This window comes from Enhydrobacter sp. (assembly GCF_030246845.1).
Taxonomy (GTDB): Bacteria; Pseudomonadota; Alphaproteobacteria; order Reyranellales; family Reyranellaceae; genus Reyranella.
Genome location: NZ_CP126889.1, coordinates 3,316,236 through 3,331,604, shown reverse-complemented (window position 1 = coordinate 3,331,604; position 15,369 = coordinate 3,316,236). Strand labels below are relative to the sequence as shown.

Annotated in this window: 18 protein-coding genes; 13 read left to right on the top strand and 5 right to left on the bottom strand. The window is 66.0% G+C overall.

The window, feature by feature from the left end:
- The first annotated feature begins 3 nt into the window (after positions 1 to 3).
- Both OJF58_RS16690 and OJF58_RS16685 read left to right on the top strand, forming a co-directional pair.
- A complete protein-coding gene (locus OJF58_RS16690) occupies positions 4 to 741 on the top strand; it encodes a thioredoxin family protein (RefSeq protein WP_300778848.1) in 738 nt (245 codons plus the stop codon).
- Positions 742 to 784: 43 nt separating this feature from the next.
- Positions 785 to 1,237 (top strand): VOC family protein, encoded by a 453-nt coding sequence (locus OJF58_RS16685; RefSeq protein WP_300778847.1) that lies wholly within the window; start codon positions 785 to 787, stop codon positions 1,235 to 1,237.
- A 17-nt stretch (positions 1,238 to 1,254) separates the two neighbouring features.
- Here the strand turns inward: OJF58_RS16685 and OJF58_RS16680 are convergent, their stop codons facing one another.
- Positions 1,255 to 2,538 carry an adenylate/guanylate cyclase domain-containing protein gene (locus tag OJF58_RS16680; RefSeq protein WP_300778846.1) on the bottom strand — a complete coding sequence of 428 codons (1,284 nt, stop codon included), beginning with the start codon at positions 2,536 to 2,538 and terminating at the stop codon, positions 1,255 to 1,257.
- 92 nt (positions 2,539 to 2,630) lie between these two features.
- On the opposite strand from OJF58_RS16680, the gene OJF58_RS16675 reads away from it, so the two are divergent.
- Both OJF58_RS16675 and OJF58_RS16670 read left to right on the top strand, forming a co-directional pair.
- Positions 2,631 to 3,692 carry an alpha/beta hydrolase gene (locus tag OJF58_RS16675; RefSeq protein ID WP_300778845.1) on the top strand — a complete coding sequence of 354 codons (1,062 nt, stop codon included), beginning with the start codon at positions 2,631 to 2,633 and terminating at the stop codon, positions 3,690 to 3,692.
- Between the two features lie 2 nt (positions 3,693 to 3,694).
- The gene (locus OJF58_RS16670) at positions 3,695 to 4,336 is read left to right on the top strand and encodes a TetR/AcrR family transcriptional regulator (protein WP_300778844.1); all 642 of its coding nucleotides are present in this window, start codon (positions 3,695 to 3,697) and stop codon (positions 4,334 to 4,336) included.
- Between the two features lie 254 nt (positions 4,337 to 4,590).
- Here OJF58_RS16670 and OJF58_RS16665 read toward each other — a convergent pair whose 3' ends face one another.
- Positions 4,591 to 5,463: a fumarylacetoacetate hydrolase family protein gene (locus OJF58_RS16665; protein ID WP_300778843.1), complete on the bottom strand. Its 873-nt coding sequence runs from the start codon at positions 5,461 to 5,463 to the stop codon at positions 4,591 to 4,593.
- 98 nt (positions 5,464 to 5,561) lie between these two features.
- On the opposite strand from OJF58_RS16665, the gene OJF58_RS16660 reads away from it, so the two are divergent.
- Entirely contained in the window at positions 5,562 to 6,185 is a 624-nt protein-coding gene (locus OJF58_RS16660; protein ID WP_300778842.1) for a hypothetical protein, read from the top strand.
- On the opposite strand, the gene OJF58_RS16655 is transcribed toward OJF58_RS16660, so the two are convergent.
- Entirely contained in the window at positions 6,145 to 6,984 is an 840-nt protein-coding gene (locus OJF58_RS16655) for an HAD-IIB family hydrolase (protein ID WP_300778841.1), read from the bottom strand. The two genes, OJF58_RS16660 and OJF58_RS16655, sit on opposite strands and share 41 nt — an antisense overlap.
- A gap of 54 nt (positions 6,985 to 7,038) precedes the next feature.
- Between OJF58_RS16655 and purB the strand changes: the two genes are divergently transcribed.
- Complete coding sequence (gene purB / locus OJF58_RS16650) at positions 7,039 to 8,364, top strand: adenylosuccinate lyase (RefSeq protein WP_300778840.1); 1,326 nt, start codon at positions 7,039 to 7,041, stop codon at positions 8,362 to 8,364.
- A gap of 88 nt (positions 8,365 to 8,452) precedes the next feature.
- Here the strand turns inward: purB and OJF58_RS16645 are convergent, their stop codons facing one another.
- Positions 8,453 to 8,779: a DUF1476 domain-containing protein gene (locus tag OJF58_RS16645; protein ID WP_300778839.1), complete on the bottom strand. Its 327-nt coding sequence runs from the start codon at positions 8,777 to 8,779 to the stop codon at positions 8,453 to 8,455.
- A 111-nt stretch (positions 8,780 to 8,890) separates the two neighbouring features.
- On the opposite strand from OJF58_RS16645, the gene OJF58_RS16640 reads away from it, so the two are divergent.
- From OJF58_RS16640 to OJF58_RS16625, 4 genes are read left to right on the top strand one after another with little or no spacing between them, the layout of a single operon-like run.
- Positions 8,891 to 9,739 (top strand): MaoC family dehydratase N-terminal domain-containing protein, encoded by an 849-nt coding sequence (locus OJF58_RS16640; protein WP_300778838.1) that lies wholly within the window; start codon positions 8,891 to 8,893, stop codon positions 9,737 to 9,739.
- Entirely contained in the window at positions 9,736 to 10,275 is a 540-nt protein-coding gene (locus OJF58_RS16635; RefSeq protein ID WP_300778837.1) for a hypothetical protein, read from the top strand. The genes OJF58_RS16640 and OJF58_RS16635 overlap by 4 nt, the downstream gene beginning before the upstream one ends.
- A gap of 24 nt (positions 10,276 to 10,299) precedes the next feature.
- On the top strand, positions 10,300 to 11,337 hold the full coding sequence (locus tag OJF58_RS16630; RefSeq protein ID WP_300778836.1) for a glycosyltransferase family 2 protein: 1,038 nt from the start codon (positions 10,300 to 10,302) through the stop codon (positions 11,335 to 11,337).
- Positions 11,338 to 11,350: 13 nt separating this feature from the next.
- Positions 11,351 to 12,055 carry a class I SAM-dependent methyltransferase gene (locus tag OJF58_RS16625; RefSeq protein ID WP_300778835.1) on the top strand — a complete coding sequence of 235 codons (705 nt, stop codon included), beginning with the start codon at positions 11,351 to 11,353 and terminating at the stop codon, positions 12,053 to 12,055.
- Between the two features lie 197 nt (positions 12,056 to 12,252).
- On the opposite strand, the gene OJF58_RS16620 is transcribed toward OJF58_RS16625, so the two are convergent.
- Entirely contained in the window at positions 12,253 to 13,368 is a 1,116-nt protein-coding gene (locus OJF58_RS16620; protein ID WP_300778834.1) for a ferritin-like domain-containing protein, read from the bottom strand.
- 138 nt (positions 13,369 to 13,506) lie between these two features.
- Here OJF58_RS16620 and purC point away from each other — a divergent pair, with 138 nt between their 5' ends.
- The 3 genes from purC to purQ all read left to right on the top strand — a co-directional run bounded on the left by purC (position 13,507) and on the right by purQ (position 15,361).
- Positions 13,507 to 14,271 (top strand): phosphoribosylaminoimidazolesuccinocarboxamide synthase, encoded by a 765-nt coding sequence (purC, locus tag OJF58_RS16615; RefSeq protein ID WP_300778833.1) that lies wholly within the window; start codon positions 13,507 to 13,509, stop codon positions 14,269 to 14,271.
- A 9-nt stretch (positions 14,272 to 14,280) separates the two neighbouring features.
- Positions 14,281 to 14,523, top strand: a complete 243-nt coding sequence (gene purS / locus OJF58_RS16610; protein ID WP_300778832.1) for a phosphoribosylformylglycinamidine synthase subunit PurS — start codon at positions 14,281 to 14,283, stop codon at positions 14,521 to 14,523.
- Between the two features lie 148 nt (positions 14,524 to 14,671).
- The gene (purQ, locus tag OJF58_RS16605) at positions 14,672 to 15,361 is read left to right on the top strand and encodes a phosphoribosylformylglycinamidine synthase subunit PurQ (RefSeq protein ID WP_300778831.1); all 690 of its coding nucleotides are present in this window, start codon (positions 14,672 to 14,674) and stop codon (positions 15,359 to 15,361) included.
- Positions 15,362 to 15,369 lie beyond the last annotated feature (8 nt).

The following is a 15,369-nucleotide window of genomic DNA, read 5'->3' as shown; positions in this document are numbered from 1 at the left end:
GTCATGGAACCTGCCCATCAGATCGTCTCTGCCGACGAATGGCTTGCCGCCCGCCGCGCCCTGCTCGCCGAGGAGAAGGCCCTGCTCAAGGCCTACGATGCGCTGGCAGCGAAACGCCGGGCGCTGCCCTGGGTCAAGGTCGAGAAGCGCTACGAGTTCGAAGGGCCGGACGGCCGCGAGACGCTGGCCGATCTGTTCGAGGGCCGCAGCCAGCTCATCATCAAGCACTTCATGCTGGGGCCGGACTGGGAGGAAGGCTGCGTCGGCTGCTCGTTCGGCGCCGACCAGCTCGACAGCCAGCTCGTGCATCTCATCAACCACGACGTCATGCTGGTCGCCGTCTCGCGCGCACCGCTCGCCAAGATCCAGGCGTTCCAGAAGCGCATGGGTTGGCATTTCAAGTGGGTGTCGTCGTTCGACAGCGACTTCAACTTCGACTACCACGTCTCCTTCACCGAGGAGGACCGCGCCCGCAATCAGGCCTTCTACAACTTCGAGCTCGGCCGTTACATGAGCGACGAGATGCCGGGATTCAGCGTCTTCTGCAAGGACGAGGCCGGCCAGGTGTTTCACACCTACTCCGTGTTCGCCCGCGGCACCGACCAGCTTGGCAGCACCTACAGCTTCCTCGATCTCACGCCCAAGGGGCGCAACGAGCCGCCGGGCGGCAACCTGACCGACTGGGTCCGCCACCACGACAAGTACGGCCGGCAGCCGGGAAATTCCTGCTGCCACGGCTAGCGGGGATGGGTGTAAGCTCGCGCCCCTGCAAGAGGAGGAACCCATGCCCGCACTCTCGCTCGACCATTGGAATGTCTATTGCAAGAATCTCGATGCCACGGTGCGCTTCTATGAGCGCTATGTGGGGCTGCGCAACGGCGACCGGCCGCCGTTCCCGTTCCCGGGCGCGTGGCTCTATGCCGGCGACAAGGCGATCCTTCACCTCGTGTCCGAGACAGGTCGTACCGACCATGGTGGCGGTGCCATCGACCATGTCGCGATCAACTGCTCCGACATCCGCGGTACGCTCGACACCATCAAGAAGGACAAGGTGCCGTTCGAGGTCCGCAAGGTGCCGCAGCGGCCGCTGCAGCAGGTCTTCGTGCACGATCCGGACGGCGTGATGATCGAGCTCAACTTCTGGAACGAGGACGATGTCGCCGAGCTCGAAGGCTTCGATCCCATGACCAACCGCGCCGGCGCCCGGAAGGAAAAGGGCCTCGCGACCGCAAGGTAAGCGGCCCTGACGACACCTCACGCCAGCTTCCAGACGTTCACCGGCTCACCGTAGCCGCGAATCGCCATGGGCCCCAGAGCGACGCCGCCGCTCGAGCGCGCCTGATTGGCGAGCGCATCGGAAACGAGCAGGCGGGCGCCTGTCTCCTTCGTGAGCTGCTCGAGGCGCGCGGCGAGATTCACCGTATCGCCGATCACGGTGTACTCCTTGCGCTGCGCCGAGCCCACGGTGCCGGTGACCGCATCGCCAGCATGGATGCCGATGCCGACGCGCAGGGCCTGCGCCGGCCGCGCACGGTTCCAGTCGTCGACGGCCGCCAGCATGTCGCGGCCGGCCGCCAGCGCATGGTCGGCGGCCTTGGGGTCGGTCAGTGGCGCGCCGAACAGGGCGAGGAAACCGTCGCCCAGGAACTTGTTCACGATGCCGCCGTGACGGTCGACGATCTCGACCATCGCGGCGAAGAAATCGTTCAACAGGTCGACCGTCTCGCCGGCCGAGCGGGTATGGCTCATGGCGGTAAAGCCGCGGATGTCGAGGAACAGCACGCAGACCGGGCGGATCTCGCTCGGCGGCTCGGCCTGCGTCGCGAGCAGCCGCTCGACCACGGCCGGCGAGACATGCTGGCCAAAGAGATTGGTCACCCGGTCGCGCGCGGCGCCCGCTATCACCGAATTCTCGAACTGCCGGCGCAGGCTCTGGGCCACGATGCCGGCCACAATGCCCGCCAGCAGCAGCATGATGCTGCGGCTCATATGATAGTAGACCGTCTCCTCAGCATTGACTGCGGTCAGGCTCAGCGGCAACAGCCAGTAGGCGAGCGCCAACTGCTCGACAGCGGCGACGATGCCGGTCCACAGCGACAGCCAGAAGTCGAGGCGCAGCGTCGACAGCACGATGAAGACGAAGTAGAGGAGCGGCGGCCAGAAGCCGAAGACGAGACGCGGCTCCATGTGGTGGGAAAGGACGACGATCACCACGCCCGGCAGGCTGGTCTCGACCAGGGCGTTCGCAAAGCGCGCCGGCCGCGGGAAGTCCTTGTCCGCCGCGATGCGCCAGCGCAACAGGCCAAGCGCTGCGACCTCGAACAGGATGAACGAGCCAAAGCCCGCGGTCGGCACCCAGGCGGAGATGCCCTCCGGGAAGAGCTGGTGCGTGAAGTGAGGCAAGAGAGCAAGGGCGCACAGGATCGACGCCAGCATAACCGCCAGCAGGATGACCAAGGCCCGCATGCGCATCCGCTCGCTGCGCAGGATCTCGCGCCTGAGTGCCTGGGCGTAGGCGCCGGTTGCCGCTTCAGCCATCACAGGCGCACGCTAGCCATTGCGGACCGCGCCGTCGAGGCAGCTATCCTGCCCCCTGCCCGCTCCCTGGAACTCGTGCTAAGGACACGGCAATGCACCCGAGGGAGATCGCACGCGCATTGCAGGGCCGGATCGCCAGCATGGCGCTGCGCATGCCGATTTCCTGGGTCCATATCGCCGCCGGTCCGCCGGTCAGGGTGGACGGCCGCACGCTCGACAGCCGTACGCAATGGTTTCTCCGGCTGCTGGCACGCAGCGGCCAGAAGCCGCTGCACATGCTCGGGGTGTCGCAGTCGCGCAGCGAATTCGACATGTTCATGACGGTGATGGGCGGCCGGCCGCTGCCGGTGGGTGCGATCCTCGACCGCACCATCGCCGGCCCCGCAGGCAGGCTCCGCGTGCGGCTCTACCGGCCCGCCGGATCCGTGACGCGCTCGCTGCCGGCCATCCTGTATTTCCATGGCGGCGGGTTCGTGATCGGCAGCCTCGAAGGCTACGACCTCCCTTGCCGCTATTGGTGCGCACGCACAGGCTGTGCCGTCGTGGCAGTCGACTATCGCCTCGCGCCCGAACACAAATTCCCCGCCGCGATCGAAGACGGCGTCGCCGCCTTCCGCTGGCTCGTCAGCGAGGGAGATGCGCTGGGCGTCGATCCGGCGCGCATTGTCGTTGCCGGCGACTCCGCGGGCGGCACGATCGCCGCTGTGGTCGCCCAGGAGAGTCGCGGCGCGCCCCGGGAGCCATGCCTGCAGTGGCTGATCTACCCGGCGACCGATCTCAGCGAGCAACGGCCCTCCCACGCAAGCTGCAGCGAGGGCTTCCTGCTCGCCCGGGCCGACATGGAATGGTTCCGTGACCACTACCTCGACGGGCTTGCGCAGGCGGCCGATCCCCGGGTATCGCCTTTGCGCGCGGCCGATCTGTCCGCTTTGCCGCCGGCACTGATCTTCACCGCGGGCTTCGATCCGCTGCGCGACGAGGGACGGGCTTATGCCGAGCGGCTGGCCGGGTCGGGCGTGAAGACCATTCATCGAGAGTTCGATTCGCTCATTCACGGGTTTGTTTGCATGCGCGGGGCGTTGCCGGCGGCGGCGCGAGCAATGGACGACATGGTCGTCGGGCTGCGCCACGAGCTCGCACGATTGGGACATTGAACATGGACAACCAGACGACGACGGCGGTGACCGCGCGCGAGCGATCCGGCCGACGCGAACAGAACAAAGCCGAGAACCGTGCCGCGCTGCTGAAGGCCGCCCGTTCGGTGTTCGCCGAGATGGGTTTCGGCGCGGCGGGCGTGCGCGATATCGTGCGGCGCACCGACCTCGCTTCCGGCACCTTCTACAACTACTTCAAGGACAAGGAGGAGATCTTCGAGGCCGTCGTCGCCGAGATGGCCGGGGAGCTCCTGAAGCGCCACCGCGAAGGCCGCGCCAAGGCGCGCACTGCGGAGGAATTCCTTCGCGGTCACATCTCGGTCTACATCAAGTTCGTGGCCGAGGACCCCGAAATCCTGGCCTTCGGACGCCAGAACGTGACACCGATCCGCATGCTGATGGAGAAGCCCAATCTGCAGGTTCTGTCGCGCCAGCTCCTCGACGACGCGCGCCAGGCCATGGCCAACGGCATCCTGCCGGACGTCGATATGGGCTACCTCGTCGCCGCGCTCTCCGGCGTGGTGTTCGAGGTCTCGGTGGCGATGGTGGCCCGCGATCCGGTCGATCCGGTCGAGGCCATCGAATTCGCCACCCGGCTCATGATGGGCGGCCTCGACAACCTGCCGAGACGGCTCGGCGCCTGAAGTCCTGTCTCGTTGCCCGTGAGCGCCACGGGAGGTGGCGCGCTCCGATGAGCACTCAAGGCAGCGCGCCACCAACAAGAAACCGGAGCAGGCGCCCAACCAGTGCCGTGTCATCCCGAGCGCAGCGAGGGATCTTTCGCAGTGCCGACAAAGGATCCCTCGCTCCGCTCGGGATGGCACAGCCTTGCCGAAAGCACTTGTCCATCCACGAGGATCCGCCCCTGGCCGGTGACGAACTCCAGTGGCGCAATCTGCTACGCGCCCTGCACGATGGTGTTGCGCAGGACGCCGATCTTCTCGATCTCGACCTCGCACACGTCGCCGGCCTTCAGCCAGGGCTGCGGATTGCGCGCCATGGCAACGCCCGACGGGGTACCGGTGATGATGATGTCGCCCGGATCGAGCGTCATGACCTTCGACAACTCGTGCACCAGCGTCGGCACGTCGAAGATCAGGTCGTCGGTATTGCTGTCCTGCATCACCTTGTCGTTGACGCGGGTCATGATGCGTAGCGGCGCGCCGCCTGGCGGCAGCTCGTCCGGCGTCACGATGTCCGGGCCGAAGCCGCCCGTTCCGTCGAAGTTCTTGCCGAGCGTGAACTGGCCGCCCGACTTGCGCTGCCAATCGCGCACCGAGCCGTCGTTGAAACAGGCATAGCCGCCGATCACCGACAACGCCTTCTCCTTCGGCACATTGCGGCACTTCTTGCCGATCACGACGGTGAGCTCGGCCTCCCAGTCGAGCTGCGGCGAATGGCTCGGGACAGGCATCTTGCCGTTGTGCGGCGTGAGGGTGTTGTTGAAGCGGCAGAACACCACCGGATAGGCCGGAATCGGGCTGCCCGTCTCCTCCGCGTGCTTGCGATAGTTGAGGCCGATGCAGAGGATCTTGCCCGGCGCCGGGATCGGCGGGAGGTACCTGGCCGACTTTTCCGACACCGTGGCGCCGGCCTTGGGCTTGGCGCAGGCCTTCAGCACGGCCTGCTGGAGCTTCTTGCCGCCGGCAAGGATCTCGACCACCGATTTCGGCCCCCTTGGCATCTGCTTGCTGAGGTCGATCACCTTGCCGTCGCCCAGTTTCACGCCGACCGCGGGCTTGCCGCCGCTCACGATGGTGCAAAGACGCATTGTTCCCCCCTCGAAAGGTCTTCCAGATTGCAGTGGCGTAAACTCCTCCGTCCCGATCAGGCGGTCAAGCCGCACGCACTTTTTGACAGGTCCGGGTCATGCGTTTGTTGATCTTCCTCGCCGTGCTGATGGCGATGCGGCCGGCCTTCGGCCAGCTCGTCGCGCCGCTGACAACCTCCGATGGCCGTGTCGCCTGCATCCAGGGCGAGACCGGCATCGGTCGGCCCCCGGCCTGGGAGGCCGTCCCTGATCCGCAGGCGCTGGGCGGCTGGGCGCTCGTCGAGACGGCAGGCGACCGGACGGAGCTCCACTTTCCGCTCTGCATCTCGGGCCAGACCGTGGCGCTCGATGTCGACGCCACCTTGCGATTCAAGCCCGTCTCGGGCACGGCCGCCCGCAGCGCGGGCGTCGTCCTGCGCGCCCAGAACGCGAACGACTACTACGTCGTCGCGGCCAATGCGCTCGACGGCGCGGTCCGGCTCTATCGCATGCAGGGCGGCCGCAGGGCCCAGATCGCAGCCAAGGACGTGGCCATTGCGACCGGCCAATGGCACAAGCTCCGGGTTATCCTGAAAGGCGACAAGTTCCAGGCCTTCCTCGACGATGCTTCGCTCTTCTCGGCAACCGATCGGACCCTGCCCGTGCCGGGAACGGTCGGGGTCTGGAGCCAGTCCGACAGCGTCACCCACTTCGGCTCGCTGCTGGTGGCGCCGCCGTCCTAGACGGGTTCCGCGCGGCGATCAGCGCCTGTGCCAGCTCGACGAAGCCCGCGCCCGAACGTGCCGTCGTCACCCAGCGCGGCAGGCTGGGCATGGCGTCGGCGAATTCGCGCACGTTGGCGACGCCCACGGCGTTGGGAAAGAAGCCGAACATCGGCGAATCGTTGGGCGAATCGCCCGAAAATACATAGCGCTCCGCCTCGCGCGTGAGGTCGATGCCGAACAGCTCCGCCATCATCGCCTTGGTGGTGGTGAGCTTGTCGTAGTCGCCGAACCAGCCGTTGACGTGGATCGAGCTCACCTTGGCATGCGCGCCGTGCTTCTCGAAGATCGAGACGATGTGCTCGATCTCCGTGCGCGACAGCGCGGGCACGTCCTCGCAGAAATCGATCGCCAGATCGGCGAGGCGATAGGGCTGGTCGGAGGCGATCCCCGCACCCGGCACCGACTCCATGACCTCGGCACGCACGGCCGCCAGTCGGCGCCGTCCCTCCGCCCGCTCCGACTCGGACTGGATGAAGCGCGTCCTGAGCTTCACGGCCTTGGCGTCGTGCCACATCCAGAAGGCGCCGTTCTCGCCGACCACGGCGTCGACCGGCCAGAAGCGGGCGATATGATCGCACCAGCCGGCCGGCCGGCCGGTGACCGGGATGACCAGCAGCCCCGCCTTCTTCAACGCCGCCATGGCGGCATAGGCGTCGGCCGTGAGCTGTCCTTGGGTCGAAAGGGTTTCATCGATGTCGGTGAGGACGCCGCGGATGGCGGCCAGCGTGTCGGTCGGACAGGAAGCGAGCGGGGTCATGTCGAGCCACTTCTAACATGGCATCGGCCAGCTATCGGCGCTAAAAGCCCGGCCATGATCGCGCGCTATTCCCGCCCACCGATGGCCGCCATCTGGGCGCCCGCCAATCGCTTTCGCATCTGGTTCGAGATCGAGGCCCATGCCTGCGATGCCATGGCGGCGGCCGGCGTGATCCCCAAGCAGGCCGCCGAGGCGATCTGGGCCGGCGGCCACAAGGCGATGGCGGCGCTCGAGGCGGACCCGGCGGGCAATGTCGAGAAGATCGACGCCATCGAGCGGGTGACCAAGCACGACGTCATCGCCTTCCTCACCTGGTTGGGCGAGTTCATCGGCCCGGACTCGCGCTTCGTCCACCAGGGCATGACCTCGTCCGACATCCTCGATACGAGCCTTGCCGTCCAGCTCAAGGAAGCAGCGGATCTGCTGATCGAGGACCTCGACAAGCTGCTGGCCGCGCTCGGGAAGCGGGCGCTCGAGCACAAGAACACGCCGACCATCGGGCGCAGCCACGGCATCCATGCCGAGCCCACGACCTTCGGCGTCAAGCTTGCCGGCCATCATGCCGCCTTCCAGCGCAGCCGCGTCCGCCTTGTCGCGGCGCGCACGGAGGTCGCGACCTGCGCCATTTCGGGCGCGGTCGGCACCTTCGCCAATGTCGATCCGCGGGTCGAGGAGCATGTCGCCCACAAGCTCGGCCTCACGGTCGAGCCGGTTTCGACCCAGGTGATCCCGCGCGATCGCCACGCCGCGTTCTTCGCCGCGCTCGCGGTCTGCGCCGCCTCGATCGAGAATCTCGCCACAGAGATCCGTCACCTGCAGCGCACCGAGGTGCGCGAGGCCGAGGAGTTCTTCTCCCAGGGCCAGAAGGGCAGCTCGGCGATGCCGCACAAGCGCAATCCGGTGCTGACGGAGAACCTGACGGGGCTTGCCCGCATGGTGCGCAGCGCCGTCGTGCCGGCGCTCGAGAACGTGACGCTGTGGCACGAGCGCGACATCTCGCATTCGTCCGTCGAGCGCTACATCGGGCCCGACGCGACGGTGACCCTCGATTTCGCGCTCGCTCGTCTGACCGGCGTCGTCGACCAGCTCGTGGTCTATCCCGAGCGCATGAAGGGCAACCTCGACGCCCTCGGCGGCCTCGTCTTCTCGCAGCGTATCATGCTTGCGCTTACGCAGAAGGGCATGAGCCGCGAGGAGGCCTATGCGGCCGTGCAGCGCAACGCCATGGAAGCCTGGCGCGGCAATGCCTCTTTCCTGGCGCTGTGCCGGGCCGACAGGGATATCCGCACGTTCCTGTCGGACGACGAGCTGGTCGCGCTGTTCGACATGGGCTACCACACCAAGCACGTCGATACGATCTTCAAGCGCGTATTCGGCTAGCGTCTCATCCCGAACCGAAGGCAAGGGATCTTTACTGGAGCCGGAACGTTCCCTCGCGACGCTCGGGATGACACCGGCGGCGCCGGTGTCACTTCACCTCGGTCATGAGCTGCTTCTTCGCCTCGACGAGCAGCCGGTCGCCCTGGCGGCGGATGGTGTGCTCCTCGGTGGGCTTCCCTGCCGCGGCAAGGTCGTGCATCAGCGTGTGCACGACGTCATGGTCGCCCGGCTTCTCGAAATCGGCCATGACGATGTCGCGGGCATAGCTTTCGGCCTCGGCGCCGGTCTTGCCCATAAGCCCAGCCGCCCACAGCCCCAGCAGCTTGTTCTTGCGCGCCCGGGCCTTGAACTGCAGCTCGAGGTCGTGCTCGAACTTGTGCTCGAAGGCTTTCTCGCGATCGTCGAACGTCGTCATCTCGGCCGCTCCAGTAAGCGAAGTTGCGGCGGTTTATAGCCATCGCCGCCTGCCCTTTCCACCCCATGTTGGCGGTGGCAAAGTCCCACGCGCCACGGAGGAAATGAAGAGATGTCGTTGGAAAATCTGCGCGATTGGGTGGGCAGGACGCAAACCGCCGAGGACGCGATCACCGGCTGGCCCGTTCGTGCCCTGGCCGCCACGTTCGACGAGAAGGATCCGCCGCCACGCGAGGGCGATCCCCTGCCGCCGCTCTGGCATTGGCTGTTCTTCCTCGAAGCGGTGCCGCAATCCAGAATCGGCCCCGACGGCCACGCCGAGCGCGGCGACTTCCTGCCCCCCGTTCCCCTGCCGCGCCGCATGTGGGCGGGCAGCCGCTTCACTTTCGACGGTACGCCGCTCACGATCGGCGACCGGGCTGCGCGCCGGTCGGAGATCAGGTCGATCGAGCCCAAAACTGGCTCGACCGGTACCATGGTGTTCGTGACCGTGCGCCATTCCGTTTCCGGACCGCGCGGCCATTCGTTCGTCGAGGAGCATGACATCGTCTATCGCGAAGCACCCAAAGCGGGGGAGAAGCCTCGCCAGCCCAAGCCGGCCCCGACCGGCGCGACCTGGTCGAAGTCGCTCACGCCCGATCCGGTGCTGCTGTTCCGCTATTCCGCGCTCACCTTCAACGGCCATCGCATCCACTATGACCAACCTTATGTCACAGGCACCGAAGGCTATCCCGGCCTGATCGTGCACGGACCGCTGCTAGGTATGCTGCAAATGGAGTTGGCGCGCCGATCGAATGTCGGCAGGGTGCCTGCGAGCTTCGAATTCCGTGCGCTGTCGCCGATCTTCGCGGGTGCTCCGCTGACCGTCGGGGCACGCAGGGAAGACGACGGCTCCGTGACGACATGGATCGCCAACGACAAAGGCGGTCTCGCGCAACAAGGAAAGGCTGATTTTAGATGAAGGAGCATATTCATCACGCGGATTGCGGCTGCCTGGCGATGTTTCGGCGCCGTCGCCTGCTGGGACTGGGTCTCGGCGCGGCAGCAGCCGTGGCCGCTGCCGGTCCCGCGGCGGCGCTCGACAAGGGCTACGAAGCGATGTTGCTGAAATGCATCGATCCGCGCTTCACCACCAACACCTGGGCGTACATGGCGTCGCGCGGCTGGCAGAACCTCTACAGTCAGTTCAATATCGGCGGCGGTCCGATCGGCGTGGTGGCGCCCGTGTTCGCCGACTGGCACAAGGCCTTCTGGGACAACCTCGATATTTCCGTCAAGCTGCACGAGGTCAAGCGCGTGATCGCCATCACCCACCGCGACTGCGGCGCGGCCGCCGTCGCCTATGGCGATCGCATCAAGACCGACAAGGCCTTCGAGACCGAGATGCACACCAAGGCACTGCACGAGTTCCGGTCGGAGCTGCGGAAGCGGCAGCCGCACCTGGTCCCCGAACTCGGTATCATGGACCTCAACGGAGCCGTCGAGGTCGTGGCCTGACGGGCAATAGTGTAATCTCCGCGAGTGCCTGACTCGCCCCTTCCTTCGCCCCCCGTCCGGGGCGATGCGCTCGAACGGCAGCTCGCCGCGCAGAAAGCGCGGCGGACCGGCGATCCGCTGCTGTCGCTGGTCGTGCCGGTGTTCAATGAAGAAGAATCGATCGACGTCTTCCTCGACGCCGTGGTGCCCCTTCTCGAGCGCGACCGGCTGCGCTTCGAGATCGTCTTCGTGAACGACGGCTCGCGGGACAACACGCTCACCCACCTGCTCGACTGCAGCGGCCGGGACCGACGGCTTCGCATCGTCAACCTGTCGCGCAATTTCGGCAAGGAAGCGGCCCTTACCGCCGGCATCGATCACGCCAAGGGCGACGTGCTCGTTCCCATGGACATCGACCTTCAGGATCCGCCGGAGCTGATCGAGCCATTCATCGCCCGCTGGCGCGAGGGCTACGACATCGTCTACGGCGTGCGCACGACTCGGCCCTGGGACACCGCCGCCAAGCGTCTGTCGGCGGCGTGGTTCTATCGGGCCTTCAACTCCATGTCGCCCGTGCGCATTCCCACCAATGTGGGCGATTTCCGGCTCGTCGACCGGCGCGCGGCGGAAGTGCTGCGCCAGCTTCCCGAGCGCAACCGCTTCATGAAGGGCCTGTTCGCCTGGGTCGGCTTCAATGCCACCGGCGTGCCCTACGAACGGGCGCAGCGTGCCGCGGGTTCGAGCAAGTTCGATCTCTGGCGACTGTGGAATTTCGCCCTCGACGGCGTGGTGAGCTTCTCGACCGTGCCGCTTCGGGCATCGTTCTATGTCGGTCTCGCGATCGCCGCAGTCGCCGTCCTCTACGCCCTCTTCATCGTCAGCCGCGTGCTGATCTTCGGCATCGACACGCCGGGCTACGCCTCGCTGATCATCGTCGTGCTGCTGATGGGCGCGATCCAGCTCGTGTCGGTCGGCATCATCGGCGAGTATCTCGGCCGGCTGTTCCTCGAAGTGAAGGCGCGGCCGATCTACGTGGTGGAAGGCGTGTACGAAGACGGCGCCGTCCGCCCGCCGCAGGCGTGACCAAGCGGGCCCGATGGACCTCAAGGAGGAGGATATCCTCGGCGCCGACATCGGCCGGCACTGGTACTATCGTTCGAAGGCGGCGGCGCTGAAGCGCATGGTCGACGGGCTGGCGCCGCGCCGACTGCTCGATGTCGGCGCGGGATCGGGCTTCTTCTCGCGCCACCTGCTGGCCGAGGGCGATGCCGAAAGCGCGCTTTGCGTCGATATCGGCTATGCCCGCGAGCACGACGAGAAGGTGGCGGGCAAGCCCATGCGCTATCGCCGCGACTGCGGCGCGACGGACTGTGATCTGGTGCTGATGATGGACGTGCTGGAGCATGTCGAGGACGATAGCGGGCTCGTGCGCCACTATGCGGCAAAGGTGCCGAGCGGCGCCCACTTCCTCGCCACCGTGCCGGCCTTTCGCTTCCTGTGGAGTGGCCACGACGTCTTCCTCGAGCACCAGCGTCGCTATCGCCTCGGCGAGATCGAAACGACGATGCGCAAGGCAGGCCTCGAGCTGGTGCGCGGCGCCTACTATTTCGGCTTCGTCTTTCCCTTGGCGGCCGCGGTCCGACTGGCCGCGCGCGGCGAGGCCGTGCCGAAAAGCAGCCTCAAGCAGCACGGCCCTCTCACCAATGCTGCCCTCGCCGCCATCTGCGCGGCGGAGCTGCCGCTGTTTCCGCTCAATCGCCTGGCCGGGCTTTCCGCGTTCGTCCTTGCGCGGAAACCATAACCAAGAGAGTCCGCCACTGACAGGAAACCATGCGCTCCAGCCACTTCTGTGTCATCCCGAGCGCAGCGAGGGATCTTTGGCCGGCGCCGATCAAGGATCCCTCGCTTGCGCTCGGGATGACACCCACTTTGCGGCGGGCAGCGCACTTTCATTCCAGAGGGCCGGAACGGCCGGTGACGAACCCCGGCGGCCAGCTCCTATGAGGCGACGTCCTTGCTGCTGATGCGCCGGCGCCGGGCGTTGATCTCGCGCAGCACGACCAGCATCTCCTCGGCCACGACATCGCCCGGAATGCCCTCACCTTCGGCCTCCAGCTCCTTCATGTCGACCCACACCGCATAAAGCGGCGCCGTGCGTTCCGTAATGATCCCGGCATGCAGGAGCGTCTTGATCAGGACGCGGAAGATGTTGGTGCTGTCCTTCAGCTGGGCGCGGCGGTCGTCGTCGCTGAAGGTCTCCTTGACCGCATCGCGCACCCACTGCCAGTCGAGCCCGTACTTGGCGTAGATGACCTGCTTCTGCTCGGCGTTGATCAGGTTGAAGAGCAGCATCTGGAAGAGCTGCGCCGACCAGTCCTCGACCTTGCGGTGCTCCTCACCGCTCAAATGCCGGATGGTCTTGGCCGCCCACAGGCGGCCGAAGCGATGGTGGAACGCCTCGTCGCTCATCACGAGCTGCACCAGCCGCCGCAGCACCGGGTCGTTGGTCCTGGCGTTGAGCGTCGCGAACGAGCCCATCGCCAGCCCCTCGATCAGCATCTGCATGCCGACGATCTTCTTGTAGACCTCCCCGCTGCTCACGAGCTCGGCCAGCACGGTGGCGATGGTCCTGCCAACGGGCAGCGGCTCGCCCCAGCGCTTGGCGATATAGCGGCTGAAGCCGGCGACATGGCGCGCCTCCTCGCGCGCTTGGTTGGCGGCATATTCCTGGGCGCCGGGATCGAGCAGCACGTGACACAGGCTCGCCGACAGCGACAGCGCTCCCTGCTCGCCATGCAGCAGGTTCGAGACCGACCAGTGCGTCACGTCGTTGGCGAGCTGGATCTTCTGATCGTCGTCCAGACGGTCCGCGACCGCGCTCTTGAGCTCGATGATGTTGTCGAGCGGCATGATCGGCGTCGTCGCCATGTCGAACGGCTGATCGAAATCGATGTAGCTCTTGTCCAGCGGATCCCAGAAATGATCGTGGGTCGCCGAAATGATGCCATCGAAGGCGTCGCTCCGCCGCCCGTATCGCGATACTTCGAGCATGGCCGGAAAGTCGCCCGGCGCGACGGCGTCGTAGGCCTTGTCGTAAGTGATCTGTTGGGCCATTTGGGGCCTCCGATGGGAGAAAATATGACGAGCGCGTCACCTTTTTCAATGGATTTTTCCCCAGTCCCGGCGCATGGGGTTTCCGCCATATTCCGGCCCAATGGTGGGCGGTCCCGGCCGTCCGCACAGGAGTGAAGAATGTCCCGCCGCCGTCGCATCTACGAGGGCAAGGCCAAGACCTTGTTCGAGGGGCCCGAGCCCGGGACGATCGTCCAATATTTCAAGGACGACGCCACCGCCTTCAACAACCAGAAGAAGGGCACGATCACCGGCAAGGGGGTGATCAACAACCGCATTTCCGAGTTCCTGATGACCAAGCTGGGCGAGATCGGGGTGCCGACGCACTTCATCCGCCGGCTGAATATGCGCGAGCAGCTCATCCGCCAGGTCGAGATCATCCCCCTGGAAGTGGTGGTACGGAACGTCGCAGCCGGCTCGTTCGCCCAGCGCTTCGGGCTCGAGGAGGGCACCCAGCTTCCCCGCTCGATCATGGAGTTCTTTCTCAAGAACGATACGCTCGGCGACCCGATGGTGACCGAGGAGCACATCACCGCCTTCGGCTGGGCGACGCCGCAGGATCTGGACGACATCGTGGCGCTGACGCTCAGGGTCAACGACTTCCTGTTCGGCCTCTTCCTGGGCTGCGGCATCAAGTTGATCGACTTCAAGATCGAGTTCGGCCGCCTATATGAGGAGGACATGGTCCGTATCGTGCTTGCCGACGAAATCAGCCCCGATTCCTGCCGGCTGTGGGACCTCAGGACCAACGAGAAGCTCGACAAGGACCGCTTCCGCCGCGATCTCGGCAAGGTCGAGGAAGCCTATCAGGAGGTAGCGCGGCGCCTTGGCATCCTGATCGATCAGGGGCCGGGCGATGTGCGCGGTCCGACGACGCTGCAGTAAAGAGGCGAGATGAAAGCCAGAGTTCATGTGACCCTGAAGAACGGCGTGCTCGACCCGCAAGGCAAGGCAATCGGCCATTCGCTCAACCGCCTGGGCTTCCCCGAGGTCGGCGATGTCCGCCAGGGCAAGTACATCGAGCTCGAGCTCGCCGAGACCGACAAGGCGAAGGCCAGGGCGCGACTCGACGAGATGTGCCGCAAGCTCCTGGCCAACACGGTGATCGAGAATTATTCGATCGAGCTGGTGGGCTGATGAAACAAGCAGACCTCACCCTGAGGAGCGCACGCAGTGCGCGTCTCGAAGGGTGTGCAACAGACAAGGTGCTCGTTCTCACCCATCGAGACGCGCTCCTTTGGAGCGCTCCTCAGGGTGAGGTATTCGGACACAAGGACAGATGAGCATGAAGGCGTCCGTTCTTGTCTTCCCCGGCTCCAATCGCGAAGGCGACGTGGCGCAGGCGATCGAGCTGGTCACGGGCCGCCGGCCCGACAGGGTGTGGCATGGCGACGGCGACTTCGAGAAGACCGACCTGATCGTCATCCCCGGTGGCTTCTCCTACGGCGACTATCTGCGCTGCGGCGCGATGGCGGCCCAGTCGCCGGTCATGGCCGAGGTGAAGAAGCGGGCGGCGCAGGGCGTGCCGGTGCTGGCGATCTGCAACGGCTTCCAGATCGCCGCCGAGGCCGGCCTGCTGCCGGGCGTGCTGATGCGCAACGAGAACCTGAAGTTCGTCTGCGCCGACGTCCATCTCAAGGTCGAGACCAGCCAGAGCCTGTTCACCAACCGCTATCAGGCGGGCCAGGTGATCAAGGTCCCCGTGGCCCACGCCGAGGGCAACTATTTCGCCGATGCCGAGACGCTGAAGCGGGTCGAGGACCGCGGCCAGGTGGCCTTCCGCTACTGCGCTCCCGACGGCGCGGTCGACGGCACGGGCAACCCCAACGGGTCGATCCGCAACATCGCCGGCGTCTTCAACGAGGCCAAGACGGTGCTCGGCCTGATGCCGCATCCCGAGAACGCGGTCGAGCCGATGTTCGGCGGCACCGACGGCAGGGCCCTGTTCGAAGGCATCGTCGAGGCCCTGTCGTGAGTAAGTCG

Excerpts from the sequence above, each read along its gene's own strand:
- OJF58_RS16690 (WP_300778848.1), top strand. The coding sequence starts at position 4 with ATGGAACCTGCCCATCAGATCGTCTCTGCCGACGAATGGCTTGCCGCC.
- OJF58_RS16685 (WP_300778847.1), top strand. The coding sequence starts at position 785 with ATGCCCGCACTCTCGCTCGACCATTGGAATGTCTATTGCAAGAATCTC.
- OJF58_RS16680 (WP_300778846.1), bottom strand. The coding sequence starts at position 2,538 with ATGGCTGAAGCGGCAACCGGCGCCTACGCCCAGGCACTCAGGCGCGAG.
- OJF58_RS16675 (WP_300778845.1), top strand. The coding sequence starts at position 2,631 with ATGCACCCGAGGGAGATCGCACGCGCATTGCAGGGCCGGATCGCCAGC.
- OJF58_RS16670 (WP_300778844.1), top strand. The coding sequence starts at position 3,695 with ATGGACAACCAGACGACGACGGCGGTGACCGCGCGCGAGCGATCCGGC.
- OJF58_RS16665 (WP_300778843.1), bottom strand. The coding sequence starts at position 5,463 with ATGCGTCTTTGCACCATCGTGAGCGGCGGCAAGCCCGCGGTCGGCGTG.
- OJF58_RS16660 (WP_300778842.1), top strand. The coding sequence starts at position 5,562 with ATGCGTTTGTTGATCTTCCTCGCCGTGCTGATGGCGATGCGGCCGGCC.
- OJF58_RS16655 (WP_300778841.1), bottom strand. The coding sequence starts at position 6,984 with ATGACCCCGCTCGCTTCCTGTCCGACCGACACGCTGGCCGCCATCCGC.
- purB (WP_300778840.1), top strand. The coding sequence starts at position 7,039 with ATGATCGCGCGCTATTCCCGCCCACCGATGGCCGCCATCTGGGCGCCC.
- OJF58_RS16645 (WP_300778839.1), bottom strand. The coding sequence starts at position 8,779 with ATGACGACGTTCGACGATCGCGAGAAAGCCTTCGAGCACAAGTTCGAG.
- OJF58_RS16640 (WP_300778838.1), top strand. The coding sequence starts at position 8,891 with ATGTCGTTGGAAAATCTGCGCGATTGGGTGGGCAGGACGCAAACCGCC.
- OJF58_RS16635 (WP_300778837.1), top strand. The coding sequence starts at position 9,736 with ATGAAGGAGCATATTCATCACGCGGATTGCGGCTGCCTGGCGATGTTT.
- OJF58_RS16625 (WP_300778835.1), top strand. The coding sequence starts at position 11,351 with ATGGACCTCAAGGAGGAGGATATCCTCGGCGCCGACATCGGCCGGCAC.
- OJF58_RS16620 (WP_300778834.1), bottom strand. The coding sequence starts at position 13,368 with ATGGCCCAACAGATCACTTACGACAAGGCCTACGACGCCGTCGCGCCG.
- purC (WP_300778833.1), top strand. The coding sequence starts at position 13,507 with ATGTCCCGCCGCCGTCGCATCTACGAGGGCAAGGCCAAGACCTTGTTC.
- purS (WP_300778832.1), top strand. The coding sequence starts at position 14,281 with ATGAAAGCCAGAGTTCATGTGACCCTGAAGAACGGCGTGCTCGACCCG.
- purQ (WP_300778831.1), top strand. The coding sequence starts at position 14,672 with ATGAAGGCGTCCGTTCTTGTCTTCCCCGGCTCCAATCGCGAAGGCGAC.